Annotated in this window: 14 protein-coding genes; 6 read left to right on the plus strand and 8 right to left on the minus strand. The window is 46.9% G+C overall.

Annotation, left to right across the window (positions count from 1 at the left end):
* Positions 1 to 21: 21 nt before the first annotated feature.
* From DW743_RS05350 to DW743_RS05370, 5 genes are all read right to left on the minus strand, one after another.
* A complete protein-coding gene (locus DW743_RS05350) occupies positions 22 to 975 on the minus strand; it encodes a tRNA dihydrouridine synthase (RefSeq protein WP_117760769.1) in 954 nt (317 codons plus the stop codon).
* Between the two features lie 229 nt (positions 976 to 1,204).
* Complete coding sequence (bsh, locus tag DW743_RS05355) at positions 1,205 to 2,179, minus strand: choloylglycine hydrolase (protein WP_055219508.1); 975 nt, start codon at positions 2,177 to 2,179, stop codon at positions 1,205 to 1,207.
* 295 nt (positions 2,180 to 2,474) lie between these two features.
* Positions 2,475 to 3,863: a bifunctional diguanylate cyclase/phosphodiesterase gene (locus tag DW743_RS05360; protein WP_330415319.1), complete on the minus strand. Its 1,389-nt coding sequence runs from the start codon at positions 3,861 to 3,863 to the stop codon at positions 2,475 to 2,477.
* The gene (locus tag DW743_RS18350; protein WP_242856420.1) at positions 3,755 to 4,546 is read right to left on the minus strand and encodes a hypothetical protein; all 792 of its coding nucleotides are present in this window, start codon (positions 4,544 to 4,546) and stop codon (positions 3,755 to 3,757) included. The genes DW743_RS05360 and DW743_RS18350 overlap by 109 nt, the downstream gene beginning before the upstream one ends.
* Positions 4,547 to 4,911: 365 nt before the next feature.
* On the minus strand, positions 4,912 to 6,447 hold the full coding sequence (locus DW743_RS05370) for an aminotransferase class I/II-fold pyridoxal phosphate-dependent enzyme (protein WP_117760771.1): 1,536 nt from the start codon (positions 6,445 to 6,447) through the stop codon (positions 4,912 to 4,914).
* A 299-nt stretch (positions 6,448 to 6,746) separates the two neighbouring features.
* Between DW743_RS05370 and DW743_RS05375 the strand changes: the two genes are divergently transcribed.
* Both DW743_RS05375 and DW743_RS05380 read left to right on the plus strand, forming a co-directional pair.
* Positions 6,747 to 8,069, plus strand: coding sequence for an APC family permease (locus tag DW743_RS05375; RefSeq protein WP_117760773.1), 1,323 nt, complete (start codon positions 6,747 to 6,749; stop codon positions 8,067 to 8,069).
* 22 nt (positions 8,070 to 8,091) lie between these two features.
* On the plus strand, positions 8,092 to 9,471 hold the full coding sequence (locus DW743_RS05380) for an MATE family efflux transporter (protein ID WP_055219500.1): 1,380 nt from the start codon (positions 8,092 to 8,094) through the stop codon (positions 9,469 to 9,471).
* Positions 9,472 to 9,549: 78 nt separating this feature from the next.
* On the opposite strand, the gene DW743_RS05385 is transcribed toward DW743_RS05380, so the two are convergent.
* A complete protein-coding gene (locus DW743_RS05385; RefSeq protein ID WP_022461391.1) occupies positions 9,550 to 9,954 on the minus strand; it encodes an ACT domain-containing protein in 405 nt (134 codons plus the stop codon).
* Positions 9,955 to 10,276: 322 nt separating this feature from the next.
* Here DW743_RS05385 and DW743_RS05390 point away from each other — a divergent pair, with 322 nt between their 5' ends.
* From DW743_RS05390 to glgD, 3 genes are all read left to right on the plus strand, one after another.
* A complete protein-coding gene (locus tag DW743_RS05390; protein WP_082424913.1) occupies positions 10,277 to 12,892 on the plus strand; it encodes a glycoside hydrolase family 3 protein in 2,616 nt (871 codons plus the stop codon).
* Positions 12,893 to 13,192: 300 nt separating this feature from the next.
* Positions 13,193 to 14,401, plus strand: coding sequence for a glucose-1-phosphate adenylyltransferase (locus DW743_RS05395; protein ID WP_022461389.1), 1,209 nt, complete (start codon positions 13,193 to 13,195; stop codon positions 14,399 to 14,401).
* Positions 14,395 to 15,537: a glucose-1-phosphate adenylyltransferase subunit GlgD gene (glgD, locus tag DW743_RS05400; RefSeq protein WP_022461388.1), complete on the plus strand. Its 1,143-nt coding sequence runs from the start codon at positions 14,395 to 14,397 to the stop codon at positions 15,535 to 15,537. The genes DW743_RS05395 and glgD overlap by 7 nt, the downstream gene beginning before the upstream one ends.
* A 221-nt stretch (positions 15,538 to 15,758) precedes the next feature.
* On the opposite strand, the gene DW743_RS05405 is transcribed toward glgD, so the two are convergent.
* Complete coding sequence (locus DW743_RS05405; RefSeq protein WP_117760776.1) at positions 15,759 to 17,522, minus strand: Na/Pi cotransporter family protein; 1,764 nt, start codon at positions 17,520 to 17,522, stop codon at positions 15,759 to 15,761.
* A gap of 284 nt (positions 17,523 to 17,806) precedes the next feature.
* Positions 17,807 to 18,235 (minus strand): hypothetical protein, encoded by a 429-nt coding sequence (locus tag DW743_RS05410; protein ID WP_022461386.1) that lies wholly within the window; start codon positions 18,233 to 18,235, stop codon positions 17,807 to 17,809.
* A 371-nt stretch (positions 18,236 to 18,606) separates the two neighbouring features.
* Here DW743_RS05410 and DW743_RS05415 point away from each other — a divergent pair, with 371 nt between their 5' ends.
* On the plus strand, positions 18,607 to 19,482 hold the full coding sequence (locus tag DW743_RS05415; RefSeq protein ID WP_117760778.1) for a methionyl aminopeptidase: 876 nt from the start codon (positions 18,607 to 18,609) through the stop codon (positions 19,480 to 19,482).
* The last annotated feature ends 81 nt before the right edge of the window (positions 19,483 to 19,563 follow it).

The raw sequence follows: 19,563 nt of genomic DNA on the forward strand, positions 1-19,563 counted from the left end.
GGCTTGCGCGGCTCGATTCGGTTAAAAAATCAGCTCCTGTTCCCGAAAGAGCGAATCAACGGCCTCTTCATACTCGGCAAGGCGATTTGCTTTTTTGATCTTTTTCAGATACTTCTGGGGATTCGTAAACGATGTTCCGAGGTAAATCCACAGTGCCTTTAATTTAAACAGCACATTTTTATCCCCGGAAATAACGCGCGCATAGCCGGCACAGAGATCTTCGCAGAATGCGCGCAGCAGCTCCTTATCTGCCGGAGCTAAATTTTCACTGCTGGCAGGATCTGTACTGCGCAGCATCCCGATCAACCAGGGGTTCTGCAGCACCCCGCGGCCGAGCATGACCTTTTCCGTCAAGGGAAAATCATGGCAGAGCTTCTGAAAATCAGCGGTTGAGAAAAGATCCCCATTGTAGCACAGCGAGTGGCGGCTCGTCTCATATGCTGTCCGATAACACTCCATGCGCGGCGTATATTTGTAGAAATCTTTCTGAATCCGCGGATGAATAATCAGCTCTTCCAGCGGATATTTGTCATAAATCGCAAGCAGCGTCTCCCACTCATCGGTGTCGGTTGTGCCAAGTCTTGTCTTGATGGAGATCCGGCAGTCGCAGGACGAAAAGATTTCATCGAGAAATGCATCGAGTGTATGCGGCCACGCAAGCAGTCCGGAGCCGCGCCGCTTGGCGACAACCGTGCCGGACGGACAGCCAAGGTTCAGATTGACGGTATCGTAGCCGTACTCCTTCAGTTCTTTTGTCAGAGAAAGAAAGTCCTCCGCCTGGTTTGTGAGAATCTGCGGGAGCACCGTCATCCCTTCGTTATGCTCCGGGAGAATGTCATTGCGCTCGCGGGAGCTCATCTTTTTATTTGTAATAAATGGCGTGAAATAACGGTCAGCCGCCGGAAAATATTTGTGGTAGGCGCTCCGGTACACATATCCGGTCAGCCCTTCCATCGGGGCGAGATAAAATTGCATGATGATAAAATCCTTTCAAAAAAATCGGTTTTCCAATACGAAAAGTGTATCATAAAACTGCCGGAAGGGACAGAAAAAAATGAAAGTAAAATAATATCTACTAAACAAGTAAGAGGTTAAAAGAAGAAGCCGGTGCGACGTCTGTTTTACAATGTGTGATGAGATGTAGAAAAAATCCGATACAGAATCTTTTTTGAGGGGTCCTCAAAGATTTCTGTACCGGATTTTTCTAATTCTGCATATGAATCTGCTCGCCCGTCACCGGCGCAAAGCAGCGAAGCGTTTCGCCATCAAGATTCTCGCGGTGCATATCAACCGCAGAAATCTGATGATTGTCATACGTCGTATAATAGTAAATTCCCTGCGTCGCATTGCAGCAGGAAGTATAGAGCGTGATCTCATACTTTCCGTCCGCCACCTCGCAGCATCCTCTCTGCTGGTCAACAGAATTTAAAATATGGAAAAACTGGCTGACACTCTCCGTTTCGCTGTTTCCCGAGATCGAGTTCTGCTTTACAAACGCCACGCGTGCAAAGCGGGAAGCAGACGAGAGGTCGCCCGGCAGTCCAAGACCGCCCATGCCACGGCTGTACGTAGAAAGATCGAGCTGGTTGGAAAACGTGTTGGCCGGCTGTTTCGGTGACAGATGCAGGTAATTGTTCAGTGAGAACATCTGCATTGGAAACGGCGGATTGTTTGTCAGAACGCCGACCGGATTGTCGTAGACATGCAGACCGTCCGCCGTGGATTCCACGGTGATGGCACCCGATGCATCTGCGATGATCCAGTGAAGCTGTGCGAGCGGAAGATTCTTTTTAAAAGGTGTGCTGATGAGATTGATACGGGAGAGGGATTCTTTTGCTTCCGCAAGCGAAGCACATGTACCGAGAATCCACGGGATCAGCTCGAACTGCGCGATATTGTCTTTCTCCGGTTTCGGATCGAAATAAACGGCATTTCCTACAAAATTAAGGCCGGCGATACCAAGCCCCTTTTCATTGAACGCCTCATAATAGAGCGGGTAATCATCCATCACACACGCCATGCCGATCATTGCATAGTGATGGGAAAGGGACGGCATATGAAGAAAGGAAAACGGATAATTGCGAGGTGTAACGGTGATCTGGTCGCCATAGGAAAATTCATAATCGAGTGTGCGACCCATATAAAAGTCGCGTGTTTGATAGGTTGCTGCTGTACACATAGAAAAACTCCTTTCGATGGACGGGTTGTCATTGCTGTAAGGTATCATAGCACAGAAGCGGAGGAACGAACAGGAGAAAAATATGAAAAAAGTATAAAAAAGTATAAAAAAGGATCCTGTCAGGCAGGATCCTTCAGAGTGGAGACAAAACCCTGCTTTTGCAGGGTTTGCTATGGGTGTTTTTTGAGGGATGATTGCTCAGATACGCTCCGGGTCGCTGACCGGTATCTGTTTCGAAGCAGCAGATCAGACATAGATGCTGTGATTTGAAAGGACGCTGCAGGAAGAGGTGGAATTACGCAAGATGCTTCCGGAAGCGTTCTATGACAGCAACGGATTCTGCACTGACAGGTTTCGGAACAGCGGACGGTTTTGCAAGAAAATAGCCCTGCAGGAGATCAACATCCAGTTCCAGTACCTTCAAAAGTTCAGCTGGAGTTTCCAGACCCTCGGCAATGATTTTCATGCCTCTTTGATGTGCATAGGAAACAATATTTTCTACGATCTGCTGCTTGTCCGGATCGGAGTCGATATCGCGGATGATGGAAAGATCTAGCTTGATATACGCCGGTGCAAGCTCCAGAAGCGTTTTTTCATTGCTGTAGCCGCTGCCGTAGTCATCCAGGGCAAATACACCGGAAAATCCCGGCATCTCACGTTTTTTCAGCAGAGCTGTAAGATCCGGTGAATCCTCCTCTGTGATCTCAATGACAATCCGATCCTGAAGAAAGCTGTATTGTTCGACGTAAGCCACTGCCTCGTCGTGATTCATGTATTGGCTTGCAATCGAATTGACAAAGAGAAGCTCATCACCGCGTATCTGATGGGTGGAGAGGAATGTGGCATAGGATTTTGCAGAGAGAAACATAGTCAGACGTTCTATTTCATGCAGGCACTCTTCCTCGTGAGCCAGCTGCAGGATCTGATCCGGACGAGTAAGTGCCGGGAGATTTCCGCGCATCAGCGCCTCGTAGGCGTAGATACTGCCGTCCGTGGCGGAAACAATTGGCTGGAAGTAATACGTAAACAGCTCTTCATTCAACATTTTATGGAACAGGCGGCGCATCTCGGTTTCCTTTGCATTTTTTGTAAAAAGCTCCAGATCGAATTCGGTAATGTACCCTTTTTCTGCTTTCTTTACCTGGTACATTGCGAAATCCGCATATTTTTTCAGCGTAGACAGATCTGTACTGTTTTCCGGATACCAGGAAACTCCGCCGGAAAGGCGAAGGGGCAGTTTACGACCACTTGGCAGCTCCAGGGCTGTATTTGAAACCGCAAGGGAAAGATTCTGCAGAAGTGCTCGAATTTCTTCCTGCGATTGGTAGCCGTAGAACAGAAGATTAAATTCATCGCCGGAAATACGGGCACAGAGCGTTTTAGCCGGCACAGAGGAGATAAAACACTGTCCTGCCTGCCGGATATAGGCATCGCCCCAGTCGTGGCCGAAGGTGTCGTTGGTGCGTTTTAGATTGTCAAGGTCGATCATCAGAAGGGCAGCGTGACCGAGAACTTCCGAATGCTCAAAAAGAGCTTCACTTTCCCGCTGAAACGCGCGTCGATTGTAGAGACCGGTCAATGCATCGTAATCACGCTCGTGCTCCATGCGCTGCCGTTCCAGCATAACGGAGGTAAAATCTTCGACAAGTCCGATCTGCGCATAGCCCTCGCGGGAGGTCTCCATACGGATGTAGCGGATTGTTCCGTCAGAAAATGAAATTTCATACACCTTAGAATGTCCGACCCATACGGTATGAGAATGTGTCTGGTCAAATTCACGCAGCATCTGCTGGAAATACCGGGTGGAAAGCCCGGAGACATCTTCAGATGGAAGGTTGAGCATGGGAAAAAGTTCTTTGTGACATAGACCGTGTTGAGATCAAAACGCATCTCATAGCCACCCAGTTCAATACTTGCCATTTCCATGATACGCAGGAATTTTGTGGAGGTTGTCAGAATAATATGGATACTGCCGTCATCGGAAAAGTCACCTTCTTCCAGGTAATTGGGAAGATAGGCAGCCTTTTCTTTCTCTGTAAGATAAGGGGAAAGATCAACGACCTGTCCCATCTGCTCAAGCGTATAGGCGGTATCGGCGTAGGCGGAAAAAATATTTGGCATGGCAAGGGCACCAACCCTTCCTTTGGCGGCATCGAGAACATTTTTTTCCAGGTCATTGATGCTGCCCTGACTGGAGGCTTCGACCGTAATATGCTCTTTTTTTCCGATCGTTGTATTGAATTCCTCAACAAGACGTTCAAAGGAAGCTAACTGATCTCCGTTGTAATACGTCCATACGGTCAGCGTAACGGGTTTGTCGGAGGCGCGGCATCCGCCAAGAAGCGATACAGCGAGAACAGAACTCAAAAGAACGGTTGTGGCTTGATTTAAAAAAATTATAACATAAAGGAACAGGAGCCGCAATCGAAATTAAGCCGTGGAACAGAAAAGTTGTTACAGTTCACTGGTTCCCAGCGAACTGTAACATTCGCAGCCCTCATTTAAAGTTTTGCTTCGCAAAAGGAGGGCTGCTCACGCCTGAATCACTTTCTTACGCAGCGAAACAGCAAGTGTTTCACTGCTGAGTGAACTGTAACGAAAAGTTACCTGTTGTTTGCCGGGTACCGGTAAAGTGTAATGCAGCAGGAAAGAATCCGGTAAAGGAAAAAAGCTCCGCCGGAAAAAAAAGGTGGTATTTCCGGTGGAGCTCTGTGAAAAAAGTGATCAGAATTTTACTGATGATAATAAGAGAGGAAGTCGGTGATCTTTCCAACTGCATCCTTTAAAACTTCAATTCTCGGCAGGTAAACAACGCGGAAGTGATCCGGCTGTCCCCAGTTGAAGCCGCCGCCGTGGACGATCAGAAGTTTTTTGTCGCGCAGCAGATCGAGAGCAAATTTTTCGTCGTTTGTGATATTGAACTTTTTCGTGTCAATTTTCGGGAACATGTAGAACGCAGCTTTTGGTTTGACTGCGGTGATACCCGGAATATCGCAGAATGCTTTGTAAACGTATTCACGCTGCTCGTAAATTCGTCCGCCCGGAATGATGTAGTCGTTGACACTCTGGTGGCCGCCAAGAGCGGTCTGGACAACGGACTGTGCCGGAACATTGGAGCAGAGACGCATGTTGGAGAGCATTTTGAGCCCTTCAATATAGTCCTTTGCGATAGCTTTATTTCCACTTAAGATCATCCAGCCGATACGGAAGCCTGCGATCATGTGTGATTTGGAAAGACCACTGAAGGTGACACAGAACAGATCCGGTGCGAGGGATGCAATGGAAACATGCTCAAGACCGTCCATGACGAGCCGGTCATAAATTTCATCGGAAAAGATGATCAGCTGATGTTCTCTGGCAAGCTCGACAATCTGCTGCAGTACCTCTTTCGGATAGAGTGCACCGGTCGGGTTATTCGGATTGATGATAACAATCGCTTTTGTGCGGTCGGTGATCTTCTTTCGCATATCATCAATGTCCGGATACCATTCGGACTGTTCGTCGCAGATGTAGTGGACGGCTTTTCCGCCGGCCAGCGTTGCGCAGGCAGTCCAGAGAGGGTAATCCGGGGATGGGATGAGGATTTCATCCCCGTCATCCAGAAGAGCGGACATACAGAGGTTGATCAGCTCACTGACGCCGTTTCCGGTGTAGATATCATCGATAGAAACATTTGGCAGTTTCTTTAACTGCGCATACTGCATGATCGCTTTTCGTGCAGAGAAGAGACCCTGGGAAGGAGAGTAACCCTCGCAGTCGGTAAGCTGATGGCTCATGTCGTAGATGACCTCATCAGGAGTACGGAAGCCAAATGGAGCCGGATTTCCAATGTTCAGTTTCAGAACCTGTGTGCCGCACGCTTCCATACGGTTTGCTTCTTCTACGACAGGTCCGCGGACATCATATAAGACATTGTCGAGTTTTGATGATTTTTTAAATTCTCGCATAGGGGAACCTCCTGTTTTTGTCTGGGAAAGAGAAGCAGCAGATGGATCAGAACAAGATTCTGTCGAATCAGAAACCGTATCTGCCGTATAGTTTACTGTGGAATCTTTTGCAAGCAGCCAGTCGGGATCGACCTGGAGCACATCGGCCAGAAAGTGAAGAATGTCGGAGCGCGGAACCGTTTTTCCGCTGACATACTGGCTGACATGGCTTTTCCCAAGCTTCACACCGCGCCGCTGGGCCGCTCGGATCAAATCGACCTGCTTGAACTGTTTCGCCTGCATGGCTAGTTTCAGACGGTCGGAAAAGGTTTCGTTTGTCATAGAAAATCTCCTTAAGATAGAATACAAAATAAAAAAAAGTTCAAAACTGTGCTTATTGTAGCATGGACAAGAAAAAAGTTCAATAGAAAAACTGAAAATTGTAAAAATGTTGAAAAGTTCAAAATTAAAGCGAAACAAGTTCAATTATAATATTGTCTATTCTGTACAGGTAAAGCGTTAAACCTTGCGCATTTTGCAAATTGACAAACGATGAGATTTCGGTAGAATAAAAAAATAGGATGCTATGCGTTTCTGTTGGGATCCGCCAATAGAAACGGGAGAGAAAGGAAGGAAAATGTATGGGGGAAGGTCATAAAAAACTGAATTTTTCCGATTGTATGGGACTTGCGATCGGACAGATCATCGGTTCGGGCATCATGGTACTGACGGGAATCGTCATCGGTCTGACAGGACACGGCATTGCCGCAGCGTTTATTTTAGGTGCCGTGCTTGCCATTATCACCTGTGTACCGTTCATCATCCTGACGTCCGCAATCCCGTCATCAGGCGCCGGCTTTACTTACATCCGACGATTGATGGGTGAAAAAGCCGGCTTTATGTACATTGCGATGTTTGTCTTAAGCCAGGTTCTGATCGCAACGTACGCGAAAGGCTTTGCGAGCTATTTCTGCTCGATTTTTCCACAGTTTGGCGAGTCGGCTGTCGCAATGGCAGCACTTGTAATCTGTACCGCCGTCAATCTCATCGGACTGAAATCGAGCGCACTGGTGCAAAAGGGCATGGTTGTGCTGTTGCTTTTGAGCCTGTTCTTATTTATTGTATTCGGTCTGCCCAAGGTGAGCTGGGATGCCCTGACACCGACGGTATCCAACCTGATGCCGAACGGTCCGAAGAACTTTTTCACAGGCGTAGCGCTTTTAAGTTTTGCGTGCGGAGGCGCAAAATTCGTTGCGGAGAACGGAGATGATATCGTGGAGCCGTCCCGCACGATTCCAAAGGTTATCGTGCTTTCCACGAGTATCGTTGCTGTATTCTACGTGCTGATCGGTATCGTGGCAGGCGGCGTGCTTCCGGTCGAAACGGTCGCATTTCAGAATCTGACGCTTGTCGCACAGGAGATTTTTCCAACCTGGCTGTACCTGTTTTTCGTGTTCGGTGGTGCCGTATTTGCGCTGCTTACCACCCTGAACGGAACCTTGAGCTGGGTGACAAGAGGACTGCAGGCTGCCGCAAAACAGGGCTGGCTGCCGGAAAAAACCGCGGAGGAGAATAGAAACGGTGTTCCGGCGATCCTTCTGATGGTCTTTTTCCTGATGGGCGCCATTCCGATCCTTACGGGAATGGATCTGACATTGATTTCCAACATGGGTGTCGGAACCGATATGGTGACGGAATTTATGGTACTCCTGGCCTGCTGGCGTCTGCCGGATATCTTCCCGGAAGAGTATCAGAAATCTGCGTTTTGTATGAAAAAGCGGACACTTCACATTCTGCTGTTTTTCATCGGCATTCTGATGGTCGGAACCTCGTATGTCAATCTGTCGGATCTTACGGTTCCCGCGGCGATCGCATGCGGCATCTATATTCTGGTGATGTTTGTTTACACGCAGGTCCGATACCCGTATGTGAAGGCAAAACAGGAAAAGAAAGAAGACAAATAAAGAAGAGAAATGGAGAAGAAACATGAGGGCAACAACAAAAGAGCAGGGCTTTTACAGCCAGATTTTTAAGCTGGTTCTGCCGATTGTGATTCAGAATCTTTTAAGCGCGGCAGTCAACTCTGCCGATGTCGTGATGCTGAACTACGTGGGACAGTCCGCTATTTCCGCGGTATCCCTGGCATCCAACTATGCAAATGTATTATTTATGGTTTATTACGGACTGGGAACAGGAGCAACACTTCTGTGTGCCCAGTACTTTGGAAAAGGCAATATGCGAGCAATTCAGACTGTCGAGGGAATCGCACTTCGATTCTCCGTCATCATCTCCGTCGTTGTGGCAGGAATTGCTTTTACCATGCCACAGATGATGATGCGTCTGTTTACAGATAATGCGGAACTGATCCGGATCGGTGCTTCGTATCTGCGCGTCATGGGTGTGACCTACCTGTGCTGGGGCATTACGGAGATCTATCTTGCGGTGCTTCGAAGCCTCGGCCGTGTGACGATCAGCATGGCGATGAATATGATGGCATTCGCACTGAACGTATTTTTCAACGCATGCTTCATTTTTGGCCTCTTCGGATTTCCGAAGCTTGGAGCAACCGGTGTTGCAATCGCAACGGCGATGTCGCGTGTCATTGAACTGATCGGCTGCGTGATTGTGTCGATTATGAGTAAGGATATCAAGCTCGATCTGCGGTACATGTTCATCCGCAACAAGCTGCTGTTTTCCGATTTTGTGAAGCTTTCACTTCCGGCACTTGGAAATGATCTTTCCTGGGGCGTTGCATTTTCGATGTATTCTGTGATCCTGGGCCATCTGGGAAGCGATGCGGTAGCGGCAAACTCGCTCGTTGTCGTTGTAAGAAATATCGGAACCGTGCTGTGCTTTGGTGTGGCAAGTGCAGGCGGTATTCTGCTTGGAAATGTTATGGGAGAAGGAAATCTGGAAAAGGCGAAGGAATATGCATCGAAACTGCTGAAGCTGACGGTTGTTGCCGGAGCTGTGGGTGGACTGGTTGTGCTGGGTATCACGCCGTTTGTATTGAAATTTGCTTCTTTAAATGAGACCGCGATGCATTATCTGAAATATATGCTGCTGATCAATACCTATTATATTATGGGGGCGGCCGTCAATACGACGCTGATTGCCGGAGTATTCCGTGCCGGAGGTGACACAAAGTTCGGACTGGTCTGTGATACGATTGATATGTGGTGCTACGCGGTGCCGCTTGGATTTATTGCAGCGTTTGTCTTCAAGCTTCCTGTCCTTGTGGTTTATTTCCTGCTGTGTACAGACGAGTTTGTAAAATGGCCGTGGGTTCTGAAACGGTATAAGAGCGGACTGTGGGCAAAAAACATTACGCGGGATCACCTGTTTGAGGATGAAGAAAAAGAATAGATGATATAGAAAAAAGACATCTGCAGGGGTGAAAAATCACTTCGCCAGATGTCTTTTTTCGTGTTTTTCAAACATGCTCTAGAGAACGGTATATCCCTTGCTCTTTAAGCTTGCTTCTGTCTCGTATACATCCGGTACATGAAACACCATGATCGGGCAGCCGGACTCGCGGTTGAAAGAGAGATAGATATAGTCGATGTCGATATTTGTCTCAAGCAGTGTTTTCAGAAGGGAATTTAAGTTACCCGGCTGATCAACTACCTCGACACCGAGTACATCCGTCTGGCGTGTCATGTAACCGGCAGCCTGAAGCGCCTGCTCTGCTTTATCCGGATCGGAAACGACCATGCGGACAATGCCGTACTCTGCGCTGTCGTTGTTGACGGAACCTAAAATATTGACGTCGTTTTCAAACAGAATCTGTGTGATCTGCTGCATCGTGCCTTTTTTATTTTCTGCGAAAATAGAAAGTTGTTTTAACATAATGGGGGCCTCCTAAAATTGATCTCTGATTCCATTATACTGCCAAAATCAAACGCGTCAACGAATTTTGTAAAAGAAGACGAAAAAAAAGGTAAAAAAGCGTATCGTTTACAGAAAATTAATAGAATAAAAGCATCAATATAAAAAATAAAAAAAGAAATCAATGAGCGAAAAAAAGACAGAAAAGTCGGATAATAAGAGAAAATGCACAAAATACAAATAAAATATGAGAAAACAGGTGAAAAAACTTTTGCATAATGACGAAAAATGCGTTACAATATAAGCGCTATATGTGAATTTATTATTGGGAGGTATTAGAATTATGGCAACATTTTATGCATCAAAAACAGGAGAAGTATCTGCAAGAGAAAAAGAACATTCCGCGCTGGTACGTGAACTGGCCGGTGAGTGCATGACACTTCTTGAAAACGACGGAACCCTGCCGCTTGCCGGTGCAGGAAAAGTCGCAGTTTATGGTAACGGCGTCCGCCACACGGTAAAAGGGGGTACCGGTTCCGGAGACGTTAACACAAGAACGGTTGTTACGATCGAACAGGGCTTAAAAGAGGCCGGCTTTGAAATTCTGACTGGTAAATGGCTCGATGAATATGACAAAGTGCTTGCAGATGCGCAGGCTGCATATCAGGCAGAGCTGGCAAAAAAAGCAGAGGAGCTTCACGTTCCGATTTTTGCTGTTATGTTCTCGGAAGTATTTGCACAGCCTGACGTGCCGGTAATTACCGAAAAAGAGGACACCGATACCGCTATCTATGTTCTGTCAAGAAACTCCGGTGAAGGTGCAGACCGCTATAACAGAGCATGCGATTATCTGCTCGGCGAAAACGAGCTCGCTGACATTGCCTATCTGGCAGAGCATTATGAGAAAACAGTTTTAATTTTGAATATTGCGAACCTTGTAGACACCACAGAGTTAAAGAAAATCAAAGGACTGAATGCAATTCTTCTTGCAGGACAGGCCGGAAATGCAACCGGAAACATCGTTGCAGACGTTGTTCTCGGAAAGAGCATCCCATCCGGAAAGCTGACTGATACATGGGCTGCTTCCTATGAAGACTATCCGTCCTCAAAAAATTTCAGCCACAACAACGGTGACACCAACGATGAGTATTACAGCGACGGCATTTATGTCGGCTACCGTTATTTTGACACCTTCAACGTAACCCCGAACTACTGCTTCGGCTATGGCAAAGGTTATACTGATTTTGAGACGGAAGTAAGGGACGTGGAGGCAGATGCCAAGAACGTTACCGTTACCGCATCCGTAAAGAATATTGGTGATACATTCGCCGGAAAAGAAGTCGTACAGGTTTACTATTCCGCACCGGATGGCACGATTGAGAAACCGTATCAGGAGCTTGGCGGCTTCGGAAAATCCGATCTGCTCTCGCCGGGTGAGTCCCAGACGATTACCATTTCCTTCCCGACGAGATCTATGGCTTCCTACGATGAGAAAAAAGCAGCATGGGTACTCGAGGCAGGAACGTATTACATCCGTGTCGGCAACAGCTCCAGAACAACGAAAGTAGCAGCAGCCCTGAATCTCAAAGAGACCGTTGTTACGGTTCAGGGAAAGAATCTCTTCCCGGCAGATGACGCTCCACAGGAACTCTCCAAAGCAGGCGTAACACCGTACAGCTATGAAGGTGAGGCAGAAGAAAAAGCAGCTGCAAAACAGATCGATATCTGCAGCAAATGCATCAAGACGGAGACTGTTGTCTACAGTGAGACACCGGAAGCATTCCCGGCTTATGAGGGAGAGAAGCTGACAGCGGCAGATGTAAAGAGCGGAAAAGCGACGTTAAAAGATCTCGTATCGCAGCTGACCGTAGAGGAGATGGCTGCCGTCTGCAATGGTACTGCAGACGGACTTGGCCAGGAAGGATTTATCGGATCTTCTTCCGATATGGCGCCTGGAGCAGCGGGAGATACAACTTCCATTCTTCTTGAGGACAGAGGTATTTACAATACGATTCTTGCAGACGGTCCGGCCGGTCTTCGTCTGATTCCGCACTTTGTCGTTGATGCAGACGGAAAGATGGTATCCTCCGGAAATCCTCTGGAAGATGCGTTTAACAAAAATGAAATCGAAGTTCCGGAAGGCGGCACGGAGTATTTCCAGTACTGCACCGCAATCCCGGTAGCAGCGCTTCTTGCGCAATCGTGGAACATGGATCTGATCCGGAAATGCGGTGATATCGTCGGAAAAGAGATGGAAGAATTCCACATTTCCGTATGGCTGGCGCCTGGCATGAATATTCACAGAAATCCGCTTTGCGGAAGAAATTTCGAGTACTACTCGGAAGATCCGCTGGTGGCAGGTATGTGTGCCGCAGCCGATACCAGAGGAATCCAGTCCCATGCCGGAATCGGAACCAGTATCAAGCACTTTGCAGCCAACAACCAGGAAGATAACCGTATGTACGTCAATGAGCACATCAGCGAGCGCGCAATGCGTGAAATCTATCTGAAGGGCTTTGAAATCGCAGTCAAGACAGCACAGCCGATGACGATCATGTCTTCCTACAACCTGGTAAACGGTGTGCATACTGCCAACAGCCACGACCTTCTGACCGCAGCAGCAAGAGATGAGTGGGGCTTCGCAGGCTATGTCATGACCGACTGGGGAACCTCAGAGGACATGAGCGGATTGTTCGCTTACAAATATAACCTGAAATATGGACATTCCACTTCAAGAGAGTGTGTTCTTGCAGGAAACGATCTGCAGATGCCTGGCCAGCAAGGAAACCGTCAGGAAATTGTAGCATCTGTTGCAGACGGAACTCTGCCGATTGGACAGCTTCAGACCTGTGCATACCGCATTCTGAATGTTGTTCTGCAGTCCCTCGCATATGATGACTGCAAACCATACGGTGATCAGTTCGAACTCGAAGAGGCAGTTACCGTTACAAAAGCATAAAAAATCAAAAAAACATAGAAGCAGCCCCGCAGACCTTTACCATAAGGCTTTGCGGGGCTGCTTTTTGTACGGTCAAAGGAGCAAGGCTGTGACTGCAAGAGATAAGCGATTTCCGCAATCTGCAAGCCCAGCTTGGTGGCATAAAATGTAAAAAGCTCACGAAAGAACTGTAAAACTGGAGAAAAATACAGAATAAAATCGGTAAAAAAATAAAAAATAGTGAAAAATGCACAAAAAGATTGTCCATAGAGCAAATAGTGTGTTATAATGAATGCATCTATTAAAACAGGGGGATAGATTATGGCAAAAGAAATGATAGCAATGCTTCTTGCCGGAGGTCAGGGATCTCGCCTTTATGCGCTGACCGAGAAGCTTGCAAAACCGGCAGTTCCATTTGGCGGAAAATATAGAATCATCGATTTCCCACTTTCTAACTGCGTAAATTCCGGAATTGATACCGTAGGTATTCTGACACAGTATCAGCCAATGGTGTTAAATGAGTACATAGGAAACGGCCAGCCGTGGGATCTGGACCGCCTCCATGGAGGTGTTCACGTGCTGCCTCCTTATCAGAAAGCCTCAGGTTCTGACTGGTATAAAGGAACTGCAAATGCCATCTACCAGAACATTCCATTCATCGAGAGCTACGATCCGGAGTACGTCATCATCCTTTCCGGAGACCAGATCTGCAAACAGGACTACAGCGATTTCCTCCGCTTCCATAAGGAAAAGGGCGCAGAATTCAGCGTTGCGGTTATGGAAGTGCCGTGGGAGGAGGCATCCCGTTTCGGACTTATGGTAGCAGATGAAAATGACAAAATCACCGAGTTCCAGGAAAAACCAAAACAGCCGAAATCCAATCTGGCATCCATGGGTATCTACATTTTCAACTGGGATATCCTGAAAAAATATCTGATTGAGGACGAGGCAGACCCGAATTCTTCGAACGATTTCGGAAACAACATCATCCCGAATCTTTTAAAAGACGGACGCAATATGTACGCTTATCATTTCAGCGGATACTGGAAAGATGTAGGAACCATCTCCTCTTTGTGGGAGGCAAATATGGAAATCCTCGATCCGGAACACAGCGGAATCAACCTGTTTGACAATGATTGGAAGATTTACAGCCGAAACAGCGGAAAAACAGGCCATAAGATCACCGAAACCGCTGTTGTGGAAAACTGTATGATCACCGATGGCTGCCGTATTGCAGGTCATGTCAAACGTTCGATTCTGTTCTCTGGTGTAAAGGTTGCAGAGGGCGCAGAAGTAGAAGATGCCGTTATCATGGGAGGAACCGTGATCGAATCCGGAGCAGTCGTGAAACACTGTATCGTTGCGGAAAACGTTGTGATTGGCCAGAATGCCGTGGTAGGAGAAATGCCGCATGACGGTGAAAAAGGTGTTGCCACCATCGGATCCGGAATCCATATCGGTGAGCGTGCCAAAGTAGGACCAAATGCAATGGTAAATGCAAATGTAAAGGATGGTGAAGAAGAATGGTAAACGCAAATGCAGATGCACTGGGCATCATTTTCCCAAACAGCTATGATGAGCAGGTACCGGATCTGGTAAACGAGCGTCTGATGGCCTCCATTCCTTTTGCCAGCCGTTACCGCATGGTGGACTTTATTTTATCCAGCATGGTAAACTGCGGAATCGGAAATGTATCCATTATCGTCCGCAAAAATTACCATTCGCTGATGGATCATCTCGGCTCCGGACGTGAGTGGGATCTTGCCAGAAAAAAAGGCGGCTTAAACATTGTTCCGCCTTATTCCGAGAAGAAAATTCAGGTGTACTCCGGAAGAGTGGAAGCACTGGCAAATGTTCTCGATTTCCTGAAATGGCAGAAAGAAAAATACGTTGTTATGGCAGATACCAACATTGCCTGCAATTTTGATTTCAAAGAGATGCTGAATCAGCATATCGAAAGCGGCGCAGATGTTACTGCAGCTTATACCAAGCAGCCGATTCCGGAAGGCGTCAGAAGCTCTTACGAGAAAACCAATTATCTGCACTACACCTTCTCCATGGCAGGACAGAAGATCAGCAAGATTTTTGTAAACTCAGAGGAACACGGAGTACAAAATGTATCGATGAATATCTACGTGATGGAGCGTAAGCTTCTGATCGACGAAATCAAAAAAGGCTTTGTCCTTGGAAATAAATTCTTTGAGCGTGATGTCCTGGCACCGCAAACGGAGAAACTGAACATTCAGGGATATGAGTTTACCGGTTATCAGGCAAGAATCGACGATATGAAGAGCTATTTCGATGAGAACATGAAGCTCTTAAAAGATGAGAATCTCGATAGTCTCTTCTCCGGCAACCCGATCTATACCAAAGTCCGCGACGACAATCCGACCCGTTATATCAACGGATCAAAAGCGAAAAACGTGATGGTAGCAGACGGCTGTGTGATCGAAGGCGAAATCGAAAACAGCATTTTGTTCCGTGGTGTCAAGGTAGCCAAGGGAGCAAAAGTAAAGAACTGCATTCTGATGCAGGATACTGTGATTGAAGCAGGCGCTGAGATTGAGTACGTTGTTTCTGATAAATACGTTACGGTATCTGAAGGAAAACAGCTCAAAGGAACCGATTCCTTCCCGGTATTTATTGCGAAGGATCAGGTTGTATAAAGAAAAGAATAGAATGAAATAGAAATACCGACTGCCAATGTAGAATATATCAATATTGATGGGCAGTCGGTATTTTTGGGAAAAATTCAGAGAAAAATAGTAGATTGAGTAATGCATCTGTGATATGGTAATAAAACAAAACAGTGATAGCCTAAGGAAGGGAAGATTCTTACCATAAAAATTCCCGGTTGTACAGCTTATGGTTACAGTACAGTCTGTTTTTAGGCTTTCAGCGTTGGCAGCTGATACTGTTTTTTCAGCTCTTTATATTCTGTCTCAAATTCTTCTTCTTTCTTTAATGCATGCAGATACTCATGTGTATCAAAGGATCCGCTGTGGATCTGGCTGACGCAGACGGCAATGTTGGAGCAGTGGTCGGAAATCCGTTCGAAGTCGGTCATCACATCGGAAAGGATAAAACCAAGCTCGATCGTGCATTTTCCACTCTGGAGCCGTTCGATGTGGTGGTTCTTCAGGCTGGAATTCAGGCTGTCAATCACCTGCTCGAGTGGTTCCACTTCATTTGCTTTTTTTACATCCTCATTGTTGAAAACGGAGAAGGTCAGGCTGACAATATCTTTGACTGCTTTTCCATAAACAGCAAGCTCTGCGGCTCCGTCAGAAGAGAACTGCAGGTTCTTGTCATGCATCTCTCTTGCAGCTTTCATGATGTTGACGGTGTGATCGGAAATTCGTTCGAAATCGCCGATGCAGTGCAGAATCATGGAAAGTGTCTGGCTGTCCTTCGGGGAAAGCTTTTCGCTGGAAAGCTTCACCAGATATGTGCCGAGGGCATCTTCAAAATGATCCACCTTTTTCTCAAGAATATCTACATTTTCCGCATCCGCCTCGTTGTAGGAGGCCATCAGGTCAACAGAAGTAACAAGGCCGGTTTCGGTCAGTTCTGCCATTTTTGCGGCTGCAACTTTACACTGCTGCAGAGCAAAAGCCGGGCTGTCGAGGAAACGGGTATCGAGCATCTGAACAGCTTCGTCTGCTTTTTCTTCCGGTCCGTCCGGAATGGTCAGTTTCGCAAGTTTGACCAGTCCGTCTGCAAACGGGAACAGGATTAGTGTTGCAAAAATATTGAAGCCGGAGTGAACGATTGCGATGCCGGCTGCATTTGCGGAGGTTTCCAGGAATGGAAAATGCACAAAGGCATTGATTCCATAGAAGAGAACCAGGAAAAGAACAGTACCGATGATGTTAAAATAAAGGTGAACCATTGCGGTACGGCGTGCATTGCGGCTTGTACCGATGGAGGAGAGCAGTGCGGTAATACATGTACCGATATTCTGTCCCATAATGATCGGAATGGCTACGGCGTAGCTGACGGAACCGGTTGCGCAGAGTGCCTGGAGAATACCGACAGAAGCAGAGGAACTCTGGATCACGGCGGTCAGAATGGTTCCGGCAAGAACACCTAGAACCGGCATGGAGAATTTTACGAGAAGTCCCGTGAATTCCGGTACATCTGCGAGCGGTGATACAGCGCTGCTCATGGTGTGCATACCAAACATCAGAATGGAAAAACCGGTTAACAGGGTACCGACATTTTTCTTTTTATCGCTCTTTGCCAGCATCAGCATAAAAACGCCGATGATTGCAAGAATGGGGGAAAAGGACGACGGGTTCAGCATTTTAATGAATACATTGTCGCCCTGAATGCCGGTAAGACTTAAGATCCAGGAAGTGATGGTGGTACCGATATTGGCGCCCATGATGATGCCGACTGCCTGGTTCAGCTTCATGATGCCGGAGTTTACGAATCCGACAACCATAACAGTAGTTGCAGAAGAGGACTGGATAACTGCGGTAACACCGGCACCTAAAAGAACTGCCATAATCCGCTTTGATGTCAGCTTTTCCAGCAGGTATTCCAGTTTACCGCCGGAAAGTTTGGTCAGTCCATCGCCCATGGTGCTCATGCCGTATAAGAACATGGCAAGGCCACCGACAAAGGATAACACTCCAAAAATGTCCATAATTTCTCCCTTTACGTAATTTTCTTTTTCTTTTCGTGGTTTTAACAATAGATACACGTTTTGCAGGTCTTACTCGAGAAAAAACCTACATTTAGAAGATAACACATCTAAAAACAGTTTTGTGTTAAATGTATGTAAAGTTTGTAAAACGGTCAAAACAACTCAAAATCCGGTGCGGCACTGTTTTGTGCCGGTACCGGATCGTTTCTCGATTCCTTTGCATCTAAAAGAAGCTGCTACTAGAGCGTGTCTGCAGATGCGGGTAGTTTGGCTGAATATGATTTTCATAAGAAATCTTTTAACTTTTCCATGTTGTATTCTTCAAATTTTCGCAGCTTATCCATCAGATCCCGGATTTTGGGATCCGCGTCCTCATACTGGCGGTACTTCTGGATTGCCTCGACGATGCCCATGCTGCTTCCGGTAATCAGCATGCTGGCAATGTGTGAGACGGACGGATCCGTCATAGTCTGCAGGTTTATCATAAAATACGTGCGTGCTTTTTCCATTATGCCAAGGCCTTTTTCATCGTAGCCGTGTTCATTCAGCAGCTCCTTTGCCGCTTGATGAAATTCCTCATAGCCCTGAAACTGGGTTTTCAGATGTTCTTTTAAGTCTTTGTCCTCAACGACTCCAATGAGCTGCCGGATCGTGTCGACACCCATCTGGGAGTTCTGGTAAATAAAGTTTAAAAGCTCTGCATCTCCACTCATCGTGCATCTTCCTTTCTTACTTTCTTTGGTGGTTTCATGAAAAAGTATTGCCGGAAATCGGGGCAAATATACCTGATTTGAATTGTAATTTTACCTGGAATCCATATTTCGGCAGCGACAGGAAAGGAGGCTGGCATTTGCTGACCACAAAAGATATGGTGCATTACGGGCCGGAGTCGGCGATTGGGATTCTGGGAGAAACGGGATCTGTCATCTGGGCAGATGGTCTCTTTTGAGAGAGTTATTCATTTGGGAACTTTTGCTTGCAGTTTTGCCGGAGTGTGGTAAAGTAGTAGAGGAGTTATATGAATTTCAGCGGGAGACAGAAAATCGGATCTGTCGTTCCGCGTTCAGAAAGAGGATAGAACATTATGCTGAAAAAAATTGGAAGAAATGATCCCTGCTGGTGCGGCAGCGGGAAGAAGTACAAAGACTGCCATCTGGCGCTGGATGAGAAAATCAATTCTTATAAATTAAAGGGATGGAAAATTCCGCCGAAGAAAATTATCAAAAGACCTGATCAGATCGATGGAATTCGTGAAAGCGGTCTTGTCAATATTGCAGTTCTGGATTATGTGGCCGAAAACATTCATGCAGGCATGAGTACGGAAGATATCGACCGTCTGGTCGCAGAAAAGACAAAAGAACTCGGCGGAATTGCAGCACCGCTGAATTATGAAGGATTTCCGAAGAGCGTGTGTACCTCCATCAACGATGCAGTATGCCATGGAATTCCGAATGAGGAGGAAATTCTGCAGGACGGAGACATCATCAACGTCGATGTTTCTACTATTTATAAGGGATATTTTTCTGATTCTTCCCGTATGTTTTGCATCGGTGAGGTAGACGAGGTTTCAAAGAAGCTGGTGGAAGATACGTTAAAAGCCGTACAGCTTGGACTCTCCGAAGTACGTCCGTTTAACCGGCTTGGCAATGTCGGCGCGGTGATCAATGAATTTGCCCAGAGCCAGGGCTATAAAGTTGTCCGTGACATCGGTGGTCATGGCGTCGGTCTGGAGTTCCACGAGGATCCGTTCGTCAGCTATGTCACAAGACGCGATACCGGAATGCTGCTCGTACCGGGCATGGTATTCACCATTGAGCCGATGATCAATCTCGGAACGGATGAGATCTTCATCGACTCCGACAACGACTGGACTGTCTACACTGAGGACGGCGCACCGTCAGCCCAGTGGGAGGTTACGGTTGCGGTAACAGAAGATGGATATGAAATTTTGGCATATTAATTGACGCATAGAAATACAAAAGCTGTGTCTGTGGAAGAACTATTTTCCGGAGACACGGCTTTTTTCTAAAGAGAAAAGGGA

It is taken from the genome of Blautia sp. AM28-27 (assembly GCF_003480905.1).
Lineage (GTDB): Bacteria > Bacillota > Clostridia > Lachnospirales > Lachnospiraceae > Fusicatenibacter > Fusicatenibacter saccharivorans.